This window comes from Clostridium cellulovorans 743B (assembly GCF_000145275.1).
Taxonomy (GTDB): Bacteria; Bacillota; Clostridia; order Clostridiales; family Clostridiaceae; genus Clostridium_K; species Clostridium_K cellulovorans.
On sequence record NC_014393.1, the window covers coordinates 1,363,754 to 1,382,441 of the forward strand.

Annotated in this window: 13 protein-coding genes; 10 read left to right on the plus strand and 3 right to left on the minus strand. The window is 31.3% G+C overall.

Translation table 11 applies throughout. From position 1 onward, the window contains the following. Window positions 1-123: 123 nt before the first annotated feature. Complete coding sequence (lepB, locus tag CLOCEL_RS05650; RefSeq protein WP_010076261.1) at window positions 124-672, plus strand: signal peptidase I; 549 nt, start codon at window positions 124-126, stop codon at window positions 670-672. Between the two features lie 247 nt (window positions 673-919). Here lepB and CLOCEL_RS05655 read toward each other — a convergent pair whose 3' ends face one another. After that, the gene (locus tag CLOCEL_RS05655) at window positions 920-1,969 is read right to left on the minus strand and encodes a galactose ABC transporter substrate-binding protein (RefSeq protein ID WP_010076260.1); all 1,050 of its coding nucleotides are present in this window, start codon (window positions 1,967-1,969) and stop codon (window positions 920-922) included. Between the two features lie 96 nt (window positions 1,970-2,065). Continuing rightward, on the minus strand, window positions 2,066-3,124 hold the full coding sequence (locus CLOCEL_RS05660) for a substrate-binding domain-containing protein (protein WP_010076259.1): 1,059 nt from the start codon (window positions 3,122-3,124) through the stop codon (window positions 2,066-2,068). A gap of 571 nt (window positions 3,125-3,695) precedes the next feature. Here CLOCEL_RS05660 and CLOCEL_RS05665 point away from each other — a divergent pair. From CLOCEL_RS05665 to CLOCEL_RS23065, 5 genes are all read left to right on the plus strand, one after another. Further along, on the plus strand, window positions 3,696-7,574 hold the full coding sequence (locus CLOCEL_RS05665) for a glycosyl hydrolase (protein ID WP_010076258.1): 3,879 nt from the start codon (window positions 3,696-3,698) through the stop codon (window positions 7,572-7,574). A 237-nt stretch (window positions 7,575-7,811) separates the two neighbouring features. Continuing rightward, window positions 7,812-8,240, plus strand: coding sequence for a polymorphic toxin type 47 domain-containing protein (locus CLOCEL_RS05670; RefSeq protein WP_010076257.1), 429 nt, complete (start codon window positions 7,812-7,814; stop codon window positions 8,238-8,240). 22 nt (window positions 8,241-8,262) lie between these two features. Further along, window positions 8,263-8,691, plus strand: a complete 429-nt coding sequence (locus tag CLOCEL_RS05675) for a DUF6756 family protein (RefSeq protein WP_010076256.1) — start codon at window positions 8,263-8,265, stop codon at window positions 8,689-8,691. Between the two features lie 562 nt (window positions 8,692-9,253). Next, the gene (locus CLOCEL_RS22735; protein ID WP_010076255.1) at window positions 9,254-9,400 is read left to right on the plus strand and encodes a hypothetical protein; all 147 of its coding nucleotides are present in this window, start codon (window positions 9,254-9,256) and stop codon (window positions 9,398-9,400) included. Between the two features lie 712 nt (window positions 9,401-10,112). Further along, complete coding sequence (locus CLOCEL_RS23065) at window positions 10,113-10,259, plus strand: hypothetical protein (RefSeq protein ID WP_010076253.1); 147 nt, start codon at window positions 10,113-10,115, stop codon at window positions 10,257-10,259. 105 nt (window positions 10,260-10,364) lie between these two features. On the opposite strand, the gene CLOCEL_RS05685 is transcribed toward CLOCEL_RS23065, so the two are convergent. Beyond that, window positions 10,365-11,393: a hypothetical protein gene (locus tag CLOCEL_RS05685; protein WP_010076252.1), complete on the minus strand. Its 1,029-nt coding sequence runs from the start codon at window positions 11,391-11,393 to the stop codon at window positions 10,365-10,367. 332 nt (window positions 11,394-11,725) lie between these two features. On the opposite strand from CLOCEL_RS05685, the gene CLOCEL_RS05690 reads away from it, so the two are divergent. From CLOCEL_RS05690 to CLOCEL_RS05710, 4 genes are all read left to right on the plus strand, one after another. Next, the gene (locus tag CLOCEL_RS05690) at window positions 11,726-12,886 is read left to right on the plus strand and encodes an iron-containing alcohol dehydrogenase (protein WP_010076251.1); all 1,161 of its coding nucleotides are present in this window, start codon (window positions 11,726-11,728) and stop codon (window positions 12,884-12,886) included. Window positions 12,887-12,921: 35 nt separating this feature from the next. Continuing rightward, a complete protein-coding gene (locus CLOCEL_RS05695; protein ID WP_010076250.1) occupies window positions 12,922-14,157 on the plus strand; it encodes an MFS transporter in 1,236 nt (411 codons plus the stop codon). Between the two features lie 990 nt (window positions 14,158-15,147). Continuing rightward, complete coding sequence (locus CLOCEL_RS05705; RefSeq protein WP_013291647.1) at window positions 15,148-15,801, plus strand: hypothetical protein; 654 nt, start codon at window positions 15,148-15,150, stop codon at window positions 15,799-15,801. Window positions 15,802-16,270: 469 nt separating this feature from the next. Continuing rightward, a complete protein-coding gene (locus tag CLOCEL_RS05710; RefSeq protein ID WP_010076247.1) occupies window positions 16,271-18,313 on the plus strand; it encodes a carbohydrate-binding domain-containing protein in 2,043 nt (680 codons plus the stop codon). Window positions 18,314-18,688: the final 375 nt, after the last annotated feature.

The following is an 18,688-nucleotide window of genomic DNA, read 5'->3' on the forward strand; positions in this document are numbered from 1 at the left end:
ATAGTTACAAAATTTATTGGACAACCTGAGAATTATCTATGGTTATCTATAAGCAAAGAAACGGTATTAATCATATATAAATTTCTTTAGGAAGAATAAATTATTAAGAAGGTAGGGATAAATATGGAAAATCAAATACAAAATAGTGTAGAAAAAAGCAAGAGTAAACAGTTTTTATTAGATTGGATTTTGCCAATTACAGCAGCTATAATATTAGCGCTTTTAATAAATAAGTATGTATTCTTTAATATTAAGGTGCCAACAAGTTCTATGTATCCGACTATTATGGAAGGTGATAGACTTATGGTTACTAAAGTTTATAAACCTGAAAAACTAGAAAGAGAAGATTTAGTTGTATTTACTATACCAGAAAATAAGGATAGGCTCATTAAAAGACTTATTGGAAAACCTGGAGATGTAGTAGAGATAGCACAGGATGGAAAAGTTTCTGTTAATGGAGAAAGTCTCGATGAAAGTTATGTAAAAAATCCAGGAGGGATAGCTGGACGTACATATACAGTGCCAGAGGATAGTTACTTTGTATTAGGAGATAATAGGTCTAATTCTCTAGATAGTAGGTATTGGAATCAAAGTAGCTTTGTTAAAGGAGAAGATATTATAGGAAAAGCAAGATTTACTATATATCCTTTTAATAGAATCGGTGGAGTTTAAAAATCATAATCACTAAAATTAAATTTCTTAAAGCAATAGCAATATTTTAAAAAGCATTTCTTTGAAACTAGTATCTATTAATAAGATAAGTTTTGAAGAAATGCTTTGTATTCTTTAAAACTTATCTTACATGAGGTAATTTGAGTAAAACTCGCTGTATTTATATTAAATTTTTTACTAACTATTCAAGGATAGTTTTAATTTTTTCTATATGGCGAGCTTATGTATAAATAAGCTTTACCATTGATTAAGTTGAGGAGAATATTACTCCACGATTAGGTATAGAAATTATGTTTCCCAATGGGCCAATTGTGCAATCAGTGCCTTCAACAGGATTTCGATTGTTAAGCATGTTTATTGTAATCTTGAAGATATTATCAGCAACATAAGCAGTGTCTTGAACGACTGTTCCTGTCATATCTCCTTTTTCTATTAATTCTATAGCTTCTGGTACTCCATCAAAGCCAACTACTGATATATTGCTCATCTTGTTTCCAGCATTATAACCATACTTTTGCAAAGCTTTTATAGCACCAATGGCCATTACATCATCATTAGCAATTATTACTTCGATCCTGTTGCCAAATTGTAAAAAGAAATTGGAAACAGCATCATTGGCTAAGTCTTCTCGCCAATAGCAAACCTTGCTAGCTAGTTCCTGAGTATGTATATTAGAATTATTTATTGCATCAAGGCAAGAGCGAGTTCTTAAGTCTGAATAGACATTACTAGGATCCCCTAGAAGAAGGATATATTGCATAATATTATCTCTATTAGAATCTATCATTCCTCTACTTTTGTTCCAGGCATCCACAAGGATCTGACCTTGCATATTTCCACCTTGTTCTGGATTGGTAGTTACAAAATAAGCTTTATTGTAAGTATTGACCTCAGCTATAGAAGCGTAGCCGATAAAAGCTACGGGGATATTATGAGATTTAATTTTATCCACAGCATATTTAGTATTGCGAGGGTCTACTAAATGTAACACTATAAGATCAACTTTATTTTCAGTTAAGACGGAATTAAGTTGTTCATTTTGTATATTTTGATTTGATTGTGCGTCAAAAAATATAAAATCTACTACAGAACTGTTTACGCTTTCAATTTTTTTTAAATCTTCTTGAAACGATGAAAGAAGATATGCAGTAGTATAACCTAATAATACTCCAACTTTAAAAGGTTTTTCAGTATTTGTACAGGGGATAGTAGTTAAATTAACCTTAGGCTCTGGTATAGCTAATGTTAAGATTAGAAGGCTTAATAAAATTAGTGTTAATTTATGAAATATTTTCATTTTTTTCTCCTTGTATTGTAACTGATGCTGTAGATTGAAAATGATGAATTAATTTGTTAGTGGTGAAGAATTTAATATCTTTATTATGATTTTTTATTATGATTGCAAATAATGTAGATAAGTTATTATCCCATGATTAGGTATATATATTATTTTTCCAGTAGGGTCAATTAAACAGTCCGTTCCTTCAATAAGATTTCTGTTATTTAGTATATTCAAGGCAATTTTAAAAGTATTCATAGCAATATGGTCTGGATTTTGTATAACTGTTCCTGTCATAAGCCTATTTCTTATTAAGGATGAAGCTTCTGGTATCCCATCAAAGCCCACTACAGGAATAACTTTTGTTGGATTTTTATTGTATCCAAACTTTTGCAAAGCCTTAATAGCACCAATAGCCATAACATCATCATTAGAAATTATTACTTCAATCTTGTTACTATAGGTCAATAATAAATTTTCAACAGTATCTTTAGCCATATCTTCACTCCAATAGCAAACCTTTGACGCTATTTCTTGGGTTCCTATATGATGATCATTAAGTGTAGAAAGGCAAGACCTTATTCTTACATCAGTATATATATTGCCAGGAGTACCTAATAGGACAATATACTGCATTATATTATCTTTGTTAATATCTATTTTTGGTTTATCTTTGTTCCAGGCATCCACAAGAATATTACCTTGTAGAATGCCACCTTGTTCTGCATTTATAGTTAACCAATAGGCTTTATTATAAGAATTTATCGGTATTATATCAGCATCACCCATAAAACCTACAGGAAGATTATGACCTTTGATTTTGTCTAAAACATGTTTAGTGTTATTAGATTCCACTAACTCTAATAAAATTAGGTCAATGTTATTTTCTTTGAGTACTAAATCTAGTTGTTGATTTTGTATATCTTGATTTACTTGAGCATCGTAAAAAATAAAGTCAATTTTATCACTATTATCCTTTTCAACTTTTTCTAAGCTTTCTCCTAGTGCAGTTATAATATGTGTACCAGTATGCCCTAATAACACCGCTACTTTAAAAGGTGTTTCCAAGTTTCTACATGGAATACTGTTTGAATTATAAGCCTGTGATGGTATTGTTAAGGCTGAGGATATTAGCAATATATAGATTAAAGTCATCTTATAAAATATTTTCATTTTTATCCCCTTACAGTGTATATATTTCTGCTTACTAAAAAATAATCAATGGAGTATTTATATATAAGTTTAATAAAGAATTTTCATGGGTGTATTGATTTTTTAATATATCCATAGAATTTTGATGAAATTTCAATAATGTAACTTATACATAATAGCTTTATTATACCTAGTTGATAGTTGTGATATACTTTGTGATTTCTTATAACATAAAAGCTTAAGAAAAGATAGGTTATTGCATAATATAACCATATAATTAATTGTACTTTAAGTCCTTTACTCAAATTTTTGTGCGGAGGCTTTTGCATATATGATTCATATAAATACTAAATGTAACAACGAAGTTTACTTAATTTCAGCAAGGTTCTATAGAGGTCAATGAAAATGTTTTCTGAAAAGGTTTAAACACCAGAAAAGATGTTAAGAAATCTGAAAAAACGTTATACTCTTCCTTTTTAAAGTATTTTATAATCATGATAGATGAAAGTTATGGTTTAAAGTGGTATGTAAATGTGTTATAATTTTCATATTAATGTTACTAAAAGAAAATTATATAAAAAGGGGAAAAACAATGGGAATTGGAAGATTTAAAAAGGGTTTAGCAGCACTTGTGGCTCTAGCTTTAACTTTATCTGCAGCTCCAGCTACGGTATTGGAGGTTAAAGCAGAAGGAACTACACAAACAGTTATTTACAGCAATGATTTTGAGGATGCATCAAAACTTCCAGAAAAGAAAACAGCTGCAGATCTTGTAGGTGGTATAAATGGAAGCACTGCATTAGGATTTGATTATACCTTTGATAAGAGCAAAGATTGGGATCAAAAGGATATTCAAATGAATTATCAGTATGCAGATCCTATAACAGCAGGAGCTAAATTATCTGTAGATGTTATATTACCAAAAGACGGTACATATAATGGAACACTTAAGTTACAAGCTGCAACACAATTAGGTGCAAACTGGGCGTGGACAAAAGCCACAGAAGAACAATCCATAGACTTAAGTAAATTTGTTGTTGTTGGTGATTATAAGGTTCAAACTATTCAATTTACATTTGGGGATGAAATTGCATCAATACAAGGATTAAACTCAATTATCGTTCAAGTGGTTGGTAACTATTGTGATTATAATGGTAAAGTTCTTATAGACAACGTAAAGTTAATTGATGGAGTAGCTCCTTCAACTAATAAAAAAGTTTACTATACTAATGATTTTGAAAGTAGTACAAAACTTCCAGAGAACTCAAGTCTTGTAAGTGGTATAAACGGTAGCACTGTATTAGGTTTTGATTATACCTTTGATAAAGGGCAAAGCTGGGATCAAAGAGATATAGAATTTAAATATGAATATGCTGATCCTATAGTAGAAGGTGCTAAGCTTTCTGTTGATGTAATATTACCTAAGGATGCTACTTATGATGGAACATTGGCTTTAAAAGCTGCAACACAAATGGGTCCATCACCTTGGACATGGACTGAAGCTGCTGATGTGCAAACATTAGCTTTGGACAAGTTTACTACTGTAGGTGATTATAAAGTTCAAACACTTACATTTACATTTGGTAGTAAGATAACAGAGAAACAAGGCTTGCATGGAATTTTCCTTCAAACAGTTGGAAAAAATTGCAACTATGCTGGTAAGTTCTATATAGACAATATAAAGCTTATAGAAGGGGAGATTGCTGCACCTACAGAAAAATATGTGTTAAAAACTGTAGAGCCAACTGCGCAAACAAAGGTTGAGCCAAGTAAATTAAACATTCCTAGCACAGTGAGCTTAATTGATTCAAAGTCCATAGCTAATACAGCTAACCTTTATGCTTATTTAAAAGCTGTTGGAGAGTCAGATTATTTAATATTTGGACACCAAAATGATTTACATAGCAAAGCTGGTTCAAGTAAATTATCTAAGTCAGATACAATGGATATGACCGGTTCTATTTCAGGCGTAGTGGGTATAGATTCACTTTCTTTAACTGGGGCAGAACTTCAAGTGCCAGATGGAGATCCAAGATCTGCAGCTACTTATGTAGCAGACCTTAGTGAAAAAGCAGCAAAACAAGGTGCAATCATTACTTTATCTATGCATATGCCTAACTTTGATTTAGTTAAAGAAAAAGGAAAGAAAAAAGATGGTAAATGGGATTTTACCGGATATACACCTAATACAACTACTGGTAATGTAATGCAAAGAATTTTACCAGGTGGAGATTTAAACGAAGTATTCACTAGTTACATGGATATAATTGCTGATTATGCGAATCAATTAGAAGCAAGAGGTATACCAGTGTTATTCAGACCTTTCCATGAAAACAGCGGTGGTTGGTTCTGGTGGGGATCTGCAACTTGTGACCAAGCTGGATTTAGAAATGTTTGGAGATATACAGTAGACTACATGCGTGATGTAAAAGATACTCATAACTTAATATATGTTTATTCTCCAAATGGTACTTTCGAAAATGAAGCGTCTTACTTAGATCGTTACCCTGGTGATGAGTATGTTGACGTAATGGCAATGGATTTATATAATCAAAATCCAACCCTTACGGATAATTTCCCTACTATTTTAGCTGATAACATGAAAATGATAGATGGAATAGCTGCTAAACATAATAAGGTTACAGCAGTTTCAGAAGCTGGTATCCTTTGTACAGGTTTCAATGGTATGAAGGTAACAGGAAACAAGAGAGTTACATGGTTTGAGGATGTGTTAAATACTGTAGCTTCAACAAATGCAGCTTATTTATTAACTTGGGCTAACTTTGGCGAAACATCAGGTATATTTATGCCTTATATGGCTGATGAAACTCATGGTCATGAAATGCTTAACAGCTTTATTAAATTCTATAATGACGAGAAATCAGTATTTGCTGATGGCGTAGGTGATTTTAGTAGTTTAAATGTAACTAATACTGATGCATATACAAATACTACAGGCTTTATGGTTGCTCCTACTTCAGGCTCTCGTATGTTAGAAGCTAGCAAACTGCAAGCTACAGTTAAAAATACAGATAAAGAAGTAAGTTTTGTTCTTAAGAATAGCGATGGAGTAGTTATCAAGACATTAAAAGCTGCAGCTAATGGAACTACTTATACTGCTCAAGTTACAGATGAAATATTAAAAGCTATAGCTCCAACCTTTGGTACTATTGATTTAACTGTAGGTGGACAAGTGTATGATACTGTAAAAGTAATGTTTAACATAAAAGAAGTGCCAGTAAATCCAGCTATGGGTGATGACTTTGAGTACTACTATGGAAATGATGATTTACTAGGAACTCAATGGTCAACTAACTTTGGACCTGGATGTAGCATAACTCCAATGACTACTAACAAAGTTGGAGAGCATAACAACGGAGAATATGGTGTTGCCTTCAAGTACAAAATTTCAACAGAAAAAGCATCTGAAGGTTGGGCTGGTATGACAAAGAATATGGGAAAAGATTGGTCTCCATATGATGCACTACAAATTTGGATAAAACCAGATGGTTATGGTCAAAAGCTAGTAGTTCAAATAACTTCAAAAGGAGAAGATTTTGAAGTTCATCTACCAGAATTTGCTGCTACAAAAGAAGCTAAACTTCTTACAATACCTTTCAGCAAATTTGTTGGAAAGAATAAAGGAATTTTTGATCCAAAGAATATAGATAGAATCGGTGTTTGGTGTAATACAATCATTCCAGAAGGACAAGCGGGAATTACTGTTGATTCAACAATGTACATTGATGACATCAAAGCAGTTAAAACAAATGTAGCTTCAGGAGCACAAGATTTACTAAGTAAATTAGAAGCAGTTAAAGATACAGAAATTATATTTACTCCTGACTCAGATATCATTCCAGTAAATGCTTTCAAGCTTGCAAAACAAAATAATAATAAAATTTTAGTTGTTAAGGATAAAGTTTCTTTCAAATTTGATGATAAAGCAGTATTAGATACTATAATTAATTCAAATTTAGTTGACCTTAAATTAATTTCTAAAGTATTAAAAAATGATACAGTTAAGAAGTTTATAGAAGGACAAGGAGCGAAACTTCTTGCAGGATATAGCTTTGAAAATAATTTAGCAGACGGTAAATTTGGTGGAAAAGTAAATATGAACATCAAGGTTGATCCAGCTTATACCGGAAAAAAATTATTCGTGTATTTTGTTGATAAGAATAGCAAATATAAGCTTGTTGATAGCCCTGTTGTAGCTGAAGGCGGAGATTGTACAGTTTATATAGAACACTTTAGTGATTATGTTGTAACTGATAAAGAGCTAGATCTTTCAGTAGTAAATCCTGGAGTAAATCCTGGATCAAATCCTAGCAATGGTAATGGAATCACAACAACTCTTCCACAAACTGGTTCCCCAGTAGATAAAAATGTACTTTTAGGACTAGGTGCATTAATACTTTTAGCTGGTGCAGCAGTTGTTGGATTAGCAAGAAGAAAAGAAAGAGAATAATTAGGAGAAGTTTTTAAAACTTAGATTGATTTAATATGCCCCCTTTATAGTGGACAGCTAAAATAAGGCTGTTTCTATAGAGGGGGTATTTTATTAACAGTAATATTTTGAGGGTTACATTTCATTATATACCAATGCGGTGGTGGATTAGCGCTAGATTTAACAGGAGTAGGTGCTACTTTTGGAGTATCATTAAATTTAGCTGGTGTAGCCACTGCAATCCATGATGTAGCAGCTTTGGAAGTTTGCGGTACAAATGCAGCTGTTGATATGCAGAAACTGATTTACTTGGCTGAGATGTCAGGTGGGGGAGGAGTTAATACTAAACTAGGAGAAATAACTGGTTATAAATTTAAACAAGGTTCAGATATTGATTTAAGAGGAAATTCAACATTTGATGAAGCGTTAGCGAAAGCGTTTGAAAAAACAGGCTTACAAAAATCGGATTTTAATGTTACTAAGTGGGGAAAAGATAAGTATGGTAAGTCATTTCCAGTTGAATGGAAAGCAAAAAATGGAGCAGAAGTTAGTATAGATATGGGGCATGTTACTGATGGGCCAAATATACCATATATTGGATATAAAACAGGAGGAAAACGCAATAGTGGAGGTGGAACTAGAGGCCATATTTTTGTTGATAATGTTCCAGTAAATAGAGGAAGATAAATTAAAGAAAGGATTAAGGGGAATGTGGACTATTTATGAACAAATCAGAGTCGCGATAAGGGAACTAAGTATTAAAGTTGAAGAATTATCAAAAGAAGAGACAAGTAATATTGTTAACTCAATTATAAAGAAATATGCAGGTAATGAGGAAAGTAAGGTATTCTTATGGGAGAAGTTAACATGTCGCGAATCAATAAACGACAAAGATGCATGGAAATGGATAGATGATTTTATTGATTCAGATGCTATTATGTTTTTTGATCTTGATGATGAAGAAAGATCTTTCTTTTTCTCTAATGGGCATGATATAGTTAATGTGCTGGGAGAAACCTATGCTTTTGAATTTTATATTACAAATAATAAATTTGAATATTTAATATGTTTTAATCATCATGATTATTTAATCTGTAGTGGAACAGCGCAGAATTGGATTCAAGGATATATAAAGTAAATTTTGTTAAAGGAAACCTAGTATTTTATTGATGTAGTACTGGGTTTCTTTTTGTCTTTATAATTATTTTTATGTACAAAAGTAACAAATGGGTACCTTATAAATGTAAGCAGTGGATAAAATAGATTAGTGTATTTTAATAGAATGAATATAGAGTAAAATCAAGAAGAATCTGTACAATGACAAGATACATTAAATACTTAGTATTTTTCATGCTTATAATATATAAATACTATGGAACGAGTGGAAAATTAAAATCTATGTATAGAATTTAATTTTAAAGTATCCACTTAAAGTTAAGTATAAGAAATATACCTTTTATATAGAATCTAAAAATTAACAGTAAGTTAGTGATTAATAAATTAACTTTTGATTGTTACAGGCTTTACTAATTGCTTTCTAATCAATGGCATAACACTTAATGTAACTGATTTCTTCTTTATTTCTTATAATTCTACAATCATCTAAAGAAAAAGTATAGAATTTCAATTAGAAAAAACTATATATAACTATAAATTTTGCTGTTGTAACGTTTATATTAAACTGGCGGAAGAATAGTATATTGCGTAACTATTATGATGTTGTTATTACTAATAAAGATGATGAAGTAGTTACTACAGTGGGAGGCAACACTAAATTATTAAAGAATTGGAAAGATGCCACTAAGATGTTGAATAACAATGGTGGATATAGTTCGTTGCCAGATTAGGAGGTACAATATGCCAATAATTTGCAACATTGAAAAGAATGTTATGTTTGAGTTAGACTTATTAAATGATCGGTATCTGGATATAAAAAAAGAAAGAACAAATTTTGAAAATTGGATCCCCTTTATATTAAAATTAATATTTAGTGATAAAGTCCACAACTATTCTGAGGAACAGGGCCAACATTTACTATTTTTGAAATTGAAAATTTTATAAAAAAACTAGAGGACATAATTGCATTAAAGGGAAAAAACTTGAGTTTAGTAGATATGAATTTTCAAGTAGTGAAGGATATTTTGAGTTTGTAATTTATGACCACTTAAAAGCAAATGAGATTTACATTGAAATTTGGATAAATACTGCATTAAACACTGAAGGCGCAATATTTGGATATGATTATGGGGTTAGATTTGTGACTACCATTGAGTGCTTAGACTGTTTCAAAAAATGAATAAAAAATATATAATCCAATAAAGTTATTTCATAACTTATCAAATTTTATGGTTTTACCACAGTCTTTTAAATGTAGTTTCATTATTGCAACTTATATATATCTAATATAGAAGTAGTAACAACGCAGAGATTAATAATTATCTACAGTAGTAAAAGTAGAAAAAGAAATATATAAGTGGAGAATATCAAAGTAGAATTGATTAGATTTTGAGGATAATATAAAGCCGAATAGTTAAAAATAATCACCGAGAGGTGATATAAATGACTACAAAATACAAAAGTTCAAAAAAGAAAATGGCATCCTTAGGACTTAAGAAAAATGAGAATGGAGACTACACTTATATAGATGAAAATGATAAGAATTCAAAATTTGTGGTGGTAAAAAGAACCCAAGATAGAGAGAAGTGATATCCTCAATTAGCGAGATAAATAAATTTTATATGAAAACAGGGTACCTTTATCAGATTCGATGAAAGGTACCTTTGGTTTTTCTTGAGTATCTTCAGTTAATACTTAGGATGATACTTTTTTGTTTTTCCTAACCACAATAACAATTCCACAAATAATTAGTATCGCAGCTACTGGCAGAATTCCAAACAAACACCAAGAATCACGATTGCTATCGCTATTGCTCATAGGTGTTTGCTCAGCAAACAATAAATTATCTGTTCCATAAGTATGCATATCAATTGCTGTTATAACAGGTAAATTACTTGGATATGGAAGTAAACCATACGGTACATCTTTAGGATCAACATTGGCATATTTTTTTGCATTTTCTTTTTGGAAATCAAGTATAGGTTTTAAATAGTTTTGAAAAATATCACTGACTTTATAAACCTGTGATGCTTTCATGCAATTTGAAACATCCTCAAGAGGAATGAGAAATTCTTCGTTGTTTTGTACAAAATAAATTGAAGTACGCATATCTGTATTCGGTATTGAGGATATTAATTTAATATTTTCAGCCTTTTCAATACCAAGGGATATGATTAAGTTTTTAAGATTTTCATCCTGAGAATATTTTACTAAAGGGTCATCTTTTGAAGTAGCAATTCCAGAACCAACTTCGATCCAACCATTTTTTGCCTTAGCACCTGGCAAGTTTCCTTCTCTTGTAAAAGCTAGTGAATCAACAAATTCATTATTCCCGTTAACATACAGTTTCAAGATACCATAGTCTGGATCAATCATACTTTGCATAGTGCCAGTTGCAATATAAGAATCATACAGCGATTGCAAAATATTTTCAGAGTTTTTAATTCCATAAAGTTTAATGCTTTTACCTCCATGAACATCATTTAGTGATACATTTTTTTTTCTATGTATTGTTGCTGAAGTAACTAACTCTATAAAAACATCATCATTAGCAACGTCTTTGTTAAAAGTTGCATCAGCTTCAGGGGAAAGTGTAATATCACTTACATCAATGGATGTGGAAACCTCCGATGCAGAATTAGATAGTGCAAACGCACTTAATTGACCTGAAAAAGTCAAAGCAAAAACAAGGCAGATAGAAATAATTATTGTAATTTTCTTCATAGTATTTTCTCCTAACATAATATAACAGATTATTTTGTGCTTATATTTATTTAGACTGTAAATTCACTAATATGGTTTTTGTTAAAATACATTTTTACATTTTTGGTTGTTTTTACTTGAAGTTGACCCCGGTGATGGGGATAGAAAAGTAATATGAATAAATTTCAAATGTATATGGAAAAAAGCAAGTAATTAACTATAAAGTATTGACTTAAAGTTAACTATAAGAAGTATAATTTTTATATAGAGGCTAAAAATTAGAGAAGCAGAAAAATTAACAGCAAGTTAGTAATTAGTAAATTAACTAGCTAAGTAGTAAAAGGAGAATGAAGATGGAAAACTTTAGATTTAACGCTTATACAGAAATGTTGTTTGGTAGAGGCCAAATTGAAAAGCTTTCAGAAGTAATAAATAGACATGGCAGAAATGTTTTACTTGTTTACGGTGGTGGAAGCATTAAGAAAAACGGAATATATGATAGAATACAAGAATTATTAAAGGAATCCAATATCTTAGAATTAGCAGGGGTTGAGCCAAATCCAAGAATTGAAACTGTAAGAAAGGGCGCTGAAATTTGCAAAGAAAACAATGTTGATGTGGTTTTAGCTGTTGGTGGAGGAAGTGCTATTGATTGTGCAAAGGTTATAGCAGCTGCACATTATTATCAAGGAGATCCATGGGATTTAGTTACAGACCCATCTAAGATAGGCAAGGTTTTACCGATCGTTACTGTTTTAACTTTAGCTGCTACTGGTTCAGAGATGAATAAAAACGCAGTTATTTCAAAGATGGATACTAATGAGAAGCTTGGAACTGCGTCTCCAAATATGATACCTCAAACTTCAATACTTGATCCAGAATATTTATATACGTTGCCAGCAATACAAACAGCAGCTGGTACTGCAGATATTATGTCTCACGTATTTGAGCAATATTTTAATAAAACAAAAGGAACCTTTGTGCAAGATAAATTTGCAGAAGGCTTACTTGAAACATGTATTAAATATTGTCCTATAGCATTAGAAGAGCCAAGAAATTATGAAGCAAGAGCCAATTTAATGTGGGCAAGTTCTATGGCACTAAATGGACTTTGTGGAAGTGGAAAACAAGGAGCTTGGACTTGTCATCCAATTGAGCATGAATTAAGTGCCTTCTACGACATCACTCATGGAGTAGGTTTAGCTATATTAACTCCTAGCTGGATGAGATACATATTAAATGAAAATACTGTTGATAAGTTTGTTGATTATGCAGTTAATGTATGGCATTTACCAGTGGCTGAAGATAAATATGAAACTGCTAATAAAGGAATAGATGCTACAGAGGAATTTTTTAAAGAGTGTGGAATTCCAATGACTTTAACTGAACTTGGAATTGATACTGCGAACTTTGAACAGATGGCAAAAGCGGCAGTTTTACATGGAGCTTTGCAATATGCTTATGAGCCATTGGATGAAGAGGCTGTAAGAAAGATTTTAGAGATGTGCCTGTAGATACGAGCTGCTACTAAAATTGAAAGCGTGATTATATGATTATAACTAAAGAAGTTAAGGGGAAATTTAATAACCCCTTTATTTCCTTAAAGCACAAGGATTTTAGATATTATTGGATTGGTATGTGCGTTTCTTTGATTGGGACTTGGACGCAAAACATAGCTCAACCATGGCTTGCATATACCTTAACCAATTCACCTTTTTTACTAAGTTTAATCGGAACTCTTCAATTTACTCCTGTACTATTGTTTTCCTTATTTGCAGGAGTAATCATAGATAAGTTTCCTAAGAAACAAATTTTAATCGTTACTCAATTGTCCTCTCTAGTGATTACTCTTGTTTTAGCTATATTAGTATTTACGGGAGAGGTTCAGTATTGGCACATTCTAATTGCTGCGACAGTTCTTGGGTTAGTTAATACCCTTGATATGCCAACAAGACAATCCTTTATTATAGAACTTGTAGGAAAAGAAGATTTAATGAACGCTATTGCTTTAAATTCAATGGTATTTAATCTAGCTAGAATTATTGGACCCGCATTAGCCGGAATAATAATGGGTTATGCAGGAATAGCAATTTGCTTTTTCATTAATGCCATAAGTTTTGGGGCAGTATTAATAAGTTTATTCTTTATAAAGCCAATGGAAACTAAAATCAAACCAACGGATAAAAAGATAATTGGAGAAATAAAGGAAGGGCTTAAATACATCTATAAAAAGAAGATTCTTCTATATACTTTATTTGTTACAGCTGTCATAGGTACTTTTGCTCCAAACTTCAATGTACTTGTTCCAGTGTTTGCTAGAGAAATATTAAATCAAAATGAGACGGGCTTTGGAATTCTTATGTCCTTTATGGGCTTTGGTTCCTTCTTAGGTGCTATGTTTATCGCAACTGTAAGCAAAGGTGGACCTAAAAGATTTATTATTTATGTTGTTCCATTAATTGTAGGAACTTTCTTGGTTATCACTGGCTATACCAATAATTTTTTCATAACTGGAATAGCTCTTGCTGTAACAGGATTCTTTTTTATCACTTATAATTCTAGTTCAAACTCAACCTTGCAACTTAATTCAAGTGATGAATATCGTGGTAGAGTTATGAGTGTTTATACTTTGGTTTTTGCTGGTTCTACTCCTATAGGCAACCTTTATGCGGGATTATTTGCAGAGCATTTTAATGCAAGGATAGGTTTTGCTGCTTGTGGCGGGATAATAATTTTATTAATGATTCCGATCTTTATACATATGAAAATAAGAAGATCAAGTTAATTTTTAGATGCAGACCGTAAAGGTATGCGGTTGGCAACACTCAGCATGCGAATAGCACGGCCAGTAATATGCCCTTATAGGGATAAAGCAAACCACCCGTTTGACGGGTGGTTATGATTTTTATTCAATTTTATTAGCTAAGATTTGTTAATCAAATTGGAGGCAGTAAGAAGATTTTAAACTTCAGCATCATAAATATGACAACTATAATATTTATGATATAGCCAGCTATTAAAGATATAAACTTTTTATAGTTAATTTTTGTTACTTCATTTATATATATAAAGAAATTAATGCCTATTAATATAATAAAGAATATTAAACTATATATAACATTGAATCTAAAATGCTTTGATGTTATAATACTCCAAAAGCCTAAATTGTGTGAATATTGGTGAATACTATATATCATATCATAAATAAATCTGGATATTGCCAAAACAATACCTTGAGTTGAAAAGGTTATAATAATGGTTTTTAAGATATTTTTATGCTGAATAAAATATGAAAATATAATTTGAATAAGCATTGGAATTAAATTATATATAAAAGTGTATATATATAACAGATGACTTAAAACTACAACTGAGAAAATTGTTTCAACACACTCCACGATACTCAACCTCACTTTTACAATGATGTTTGTAATTTTATATAAATTATACCATAAGCGCAAAGCTATAATTGGTAGTTTAAGGATTTATTTTAAATTTATTTCAAAAAGAACATCAAATTCTAAACATGAACCTATGATCTTATTATGAAAAAGTTTGAAAATAAAAAGTTTCTATTCACGACATTGTAAGAATTGATAGATGATAATGTTAATATGGAAAAATAAGAAGGGATTCTCAATGATTATAGATTTGTATTTTTGTTAGATATTTGGATAAATATAGTTTATAATTAATATAACTCCATAGTATTAAGTATATGTAAATGGACGGTAAACAAGTAATATGAAAAAGTGTAAAAGAAAAGGGCGAGAGGATGAAGGCGAAACTAAACAAGGAGTTTATGGATATTTATTCAGCAAAAAAAGAAAAGAAAGAAGTTAGGTCATTAGTACGGTTAATGGTATTCTGTTGCAATTTAATGAATTACATTATTGTGAACACTTTTAACCTAGCTATGTATAATAAATTAATGTCTTGGAACCAGACGATTAACTTTTTTATTATTATGAGCGTGTATAATTTGATTTCTTTAATCTTGTACATTTTTCCAAAAAAATTAGAAGTTTTCATAGATTTATATACAGCTATAACTTACATTGGAACTTCAATTGTATGTTTTTATTTTTCCATGAAAATTTTCATGAAGTTATTAGGCGGAGTAGAAGCCTGTATAATTATTGTTATAAGCATAATAGTATATGTGTTTTTAATTTTTGCAATAATGCGAAATATAAAAGATAAAATGAGAAATGGATTTAGAAAGATAAAAATTAATAAAGGGTTAGTGGGATCAATTACTTCTTTATGTGCAGCTTTAGGAATAATAATTTCAAAAACGACATATAAAGGATCTGATAGATTTACACCAGCTATAGTACTATTAATAATGTCTTATCTATTTACACCTACAATAATAGGAATTCATAAATTTTACTTTAAGGTTAAAAGGCAAAGAAATTGTAAATGATGTTCTGATTTTGTATTTATAAGCATTAATATTCTACTGTTTTATGGTGAAAATTATGTAATATAACGATGATAAGAGCCAATGTTTCTAATGAAGAAGCATTGGCTCTTTTTCAATGCAAAGAAATTGAAAGGTGTAAAGAACAATGGTAAATGAATTTGTACAGAGATTTAAAATGTATCTGGAGGGGACAGTAAGAGTCCTAAAACAATAGAAAGCTATTTATAGAATCATATATTTTCATAATCTTAAAAACTTAAGGTTTCGTTAAGGTTACGATGTTAATATACTTTTAACGGCAAAACATAAGAAGTTAAAAGCCATTCTAAATAGCAAAAAGACATTTAAAACTATAATGATGAAAATGAACAATTATTATAATTGAAAAATATTTGATATCTTTTGTTAGAAAATTGAAGGACTCTTGTACAGAGCTATAAGAGAATAAAAATATTGGAGGAACCAGATTATGAATAAAAAAATTATAACTATATTAATGGCGTTATCTTTATGTATAAGCGCTACAGCTTGTACAAAACAAAGTGCAAATACAACAAGCAATACTCAAGTGGAAGCAACTTCGGCAACTAGCGAAGCTTCAAAGGCTCCAGTGATTTCAAGCATAAATATATCTTCAGGTGAAAGTGAAACTGTGGGAGCAGCAGATACTTTTATAGAACTAAGTGATAAAAGTACAGTCCAAGGAAACGGTGCAACTGTAGAGAATAATCAAATCACAATCACAGCTGCTGGTACTTATAGTATTAAAGGAACTTTGAGTGATGGACAGATAATTGTAAATGCAGGAGATTCCGATAAAGTATATATTATATTAAATGGTGTAAATATAACTTCTTCTAATAGTGCACCAATTTACGTTAAGAATTCTAAGAAAACAATTATTTCATTAGCAGATGGTACACAAAACACTGTTACTGATGGAGCGGAATATAAATTCGAAAGCAATTCTACTGATGAACCTAATTCAGCGATATATAGTAAATCAGATTTAATATTTATAGGAAATGGAGCTTTATCCGTTAAGGCAAACTATAAAAATGGTATTACTAGCAAAGATGATTTAAAGATACAATCAGGTAAAATCACTGTTGATGCTGTAGCTGATGGGGTAAAAGGAAAAGACTCTGTAATTATAGTTAATGGTGAATTAAATGTAACTGCTGGAGAAGATGGAGTAAGGTCAAGTAACGATTCAGATGTTGAAAAAGGCTATGTATTAATCGAAGGTGGAAAAATCAATATAACAGCTACTCTGGATGGTATCCAAGCAGAAACCAACGCTTTAATAAAGGATGGGGATGTTACAATCAGTTCTGGTGGAGGCAGCAAAAATGCTGTTGCTAAAAGCGAATTTGGTATGGGTAATGGAGGTCCAATGAACCAAGGTGAAATGCCAACAGGAGATATGCCACAAGGCGATTTCCAAGGTGAACGTCCAGAACCACCTGAAGGAGGTTTTAAAGGTCAACGTCTAGAGGGAGAAATGCCAGAAGGAGTGCAAGGACAAATGCCACAAGATACACCAAGTGATGATATGAGTAAGCAAGCAGATTCTTCTACTTCAGAAGATGAAACAGTTAGTGCTAAAGCAATAAAAGCAGCTGCAAATATTGTGGTTGAAGGTGGAACTATCACTATAGATTCTTCAGACGATGCTTTTCATTCAAACAACAATTTAGTGGTAAATGCCGGTGATATAAATGTAACATCGGGGGATGATGGATTACATGCTGATTCAACTTTAGTGATTAATGGTGGAACAACAGAAATTACTAAATCCTACGAAGGTATTGAAAGTCAAACTATAACTATAAATGATGGTAAGATTAATCTTGTTGCAAGTGATGATGGTCTTAATGCATCTGGTGGTAATGATGGGTCTTCTGTAAATGGTCGAGTAGGACAGAATAGCTTTGGATCTACAGGAAATGGTTTAATAAACATCAATGGAGGATATTTAACTTTGGATTCTACTGGTGATGGTATCGATTCTAATGGAGCTATAAAAATGACAGGAGGAACTGCCATTGTAAATGGACCAACAAATGATGGAAACGGACCACTAGATTACGATTCAACCTTTGATATGACAGGAGGATATGTTGTATTGGCTGGAAGCTTAGGAATGGCTCAAGCACCAAGTACAAGTTCTACTCAAAATTCTATAAAGGTTAACTTATCAAAGCAAGAAGCAAATACATTAGTACGTATTGAGGATGAAAGCGGAGAAGAACTTCTAACTTTTGCACCAGCAAAACAATATGCTTCAGTTGTTGTATCATCGCCAAATATAAAAACTGGATCAACTTATAAAGCATATATAGGTGGAAGTATAGATTCAACAGCAACCTATGGCTTATATTCAGGTGGAAATTATACAAAAGGAACAGAGGTTGGAAGTGCTAAAGTTTCAAGTGCAGTAACAGAAATAACTCAAGAGGGAGTAACTGTTAGATCTGGTGGTATGGGAGGCAGAGGTCAAAGAAAGTAAACTATAGAGTTTTATAAATAAGTGAGATATGAGAAAAGAGCAAGGTAAATTACCCTGCTCTTTTAGCTTTAAAGAAGTAAAGCTAGAAGTACAATAAAGCCTCACTTAATAATTGGAGTCCATTTTGTAGGCTTCACTTAATAGTTGGAGTATATTGTGCATGCTTTGCTCATTTGTTTATGTATAATTCAAGAGTTGTTAACAGTTTTTTATGTTAAATTTAAGCAAAATTTAAGGAAAAAAAAGTACCATATGTATAAAAGTTGTATATGAGAGTGACTTAAAGATTTCGAAGTCCGAGGAATTGTAAATCTAAGAGCCAGTAACTCATATATTGCTTTTATATTTTAATTTATGAAGAAATTTAGGGGGAGA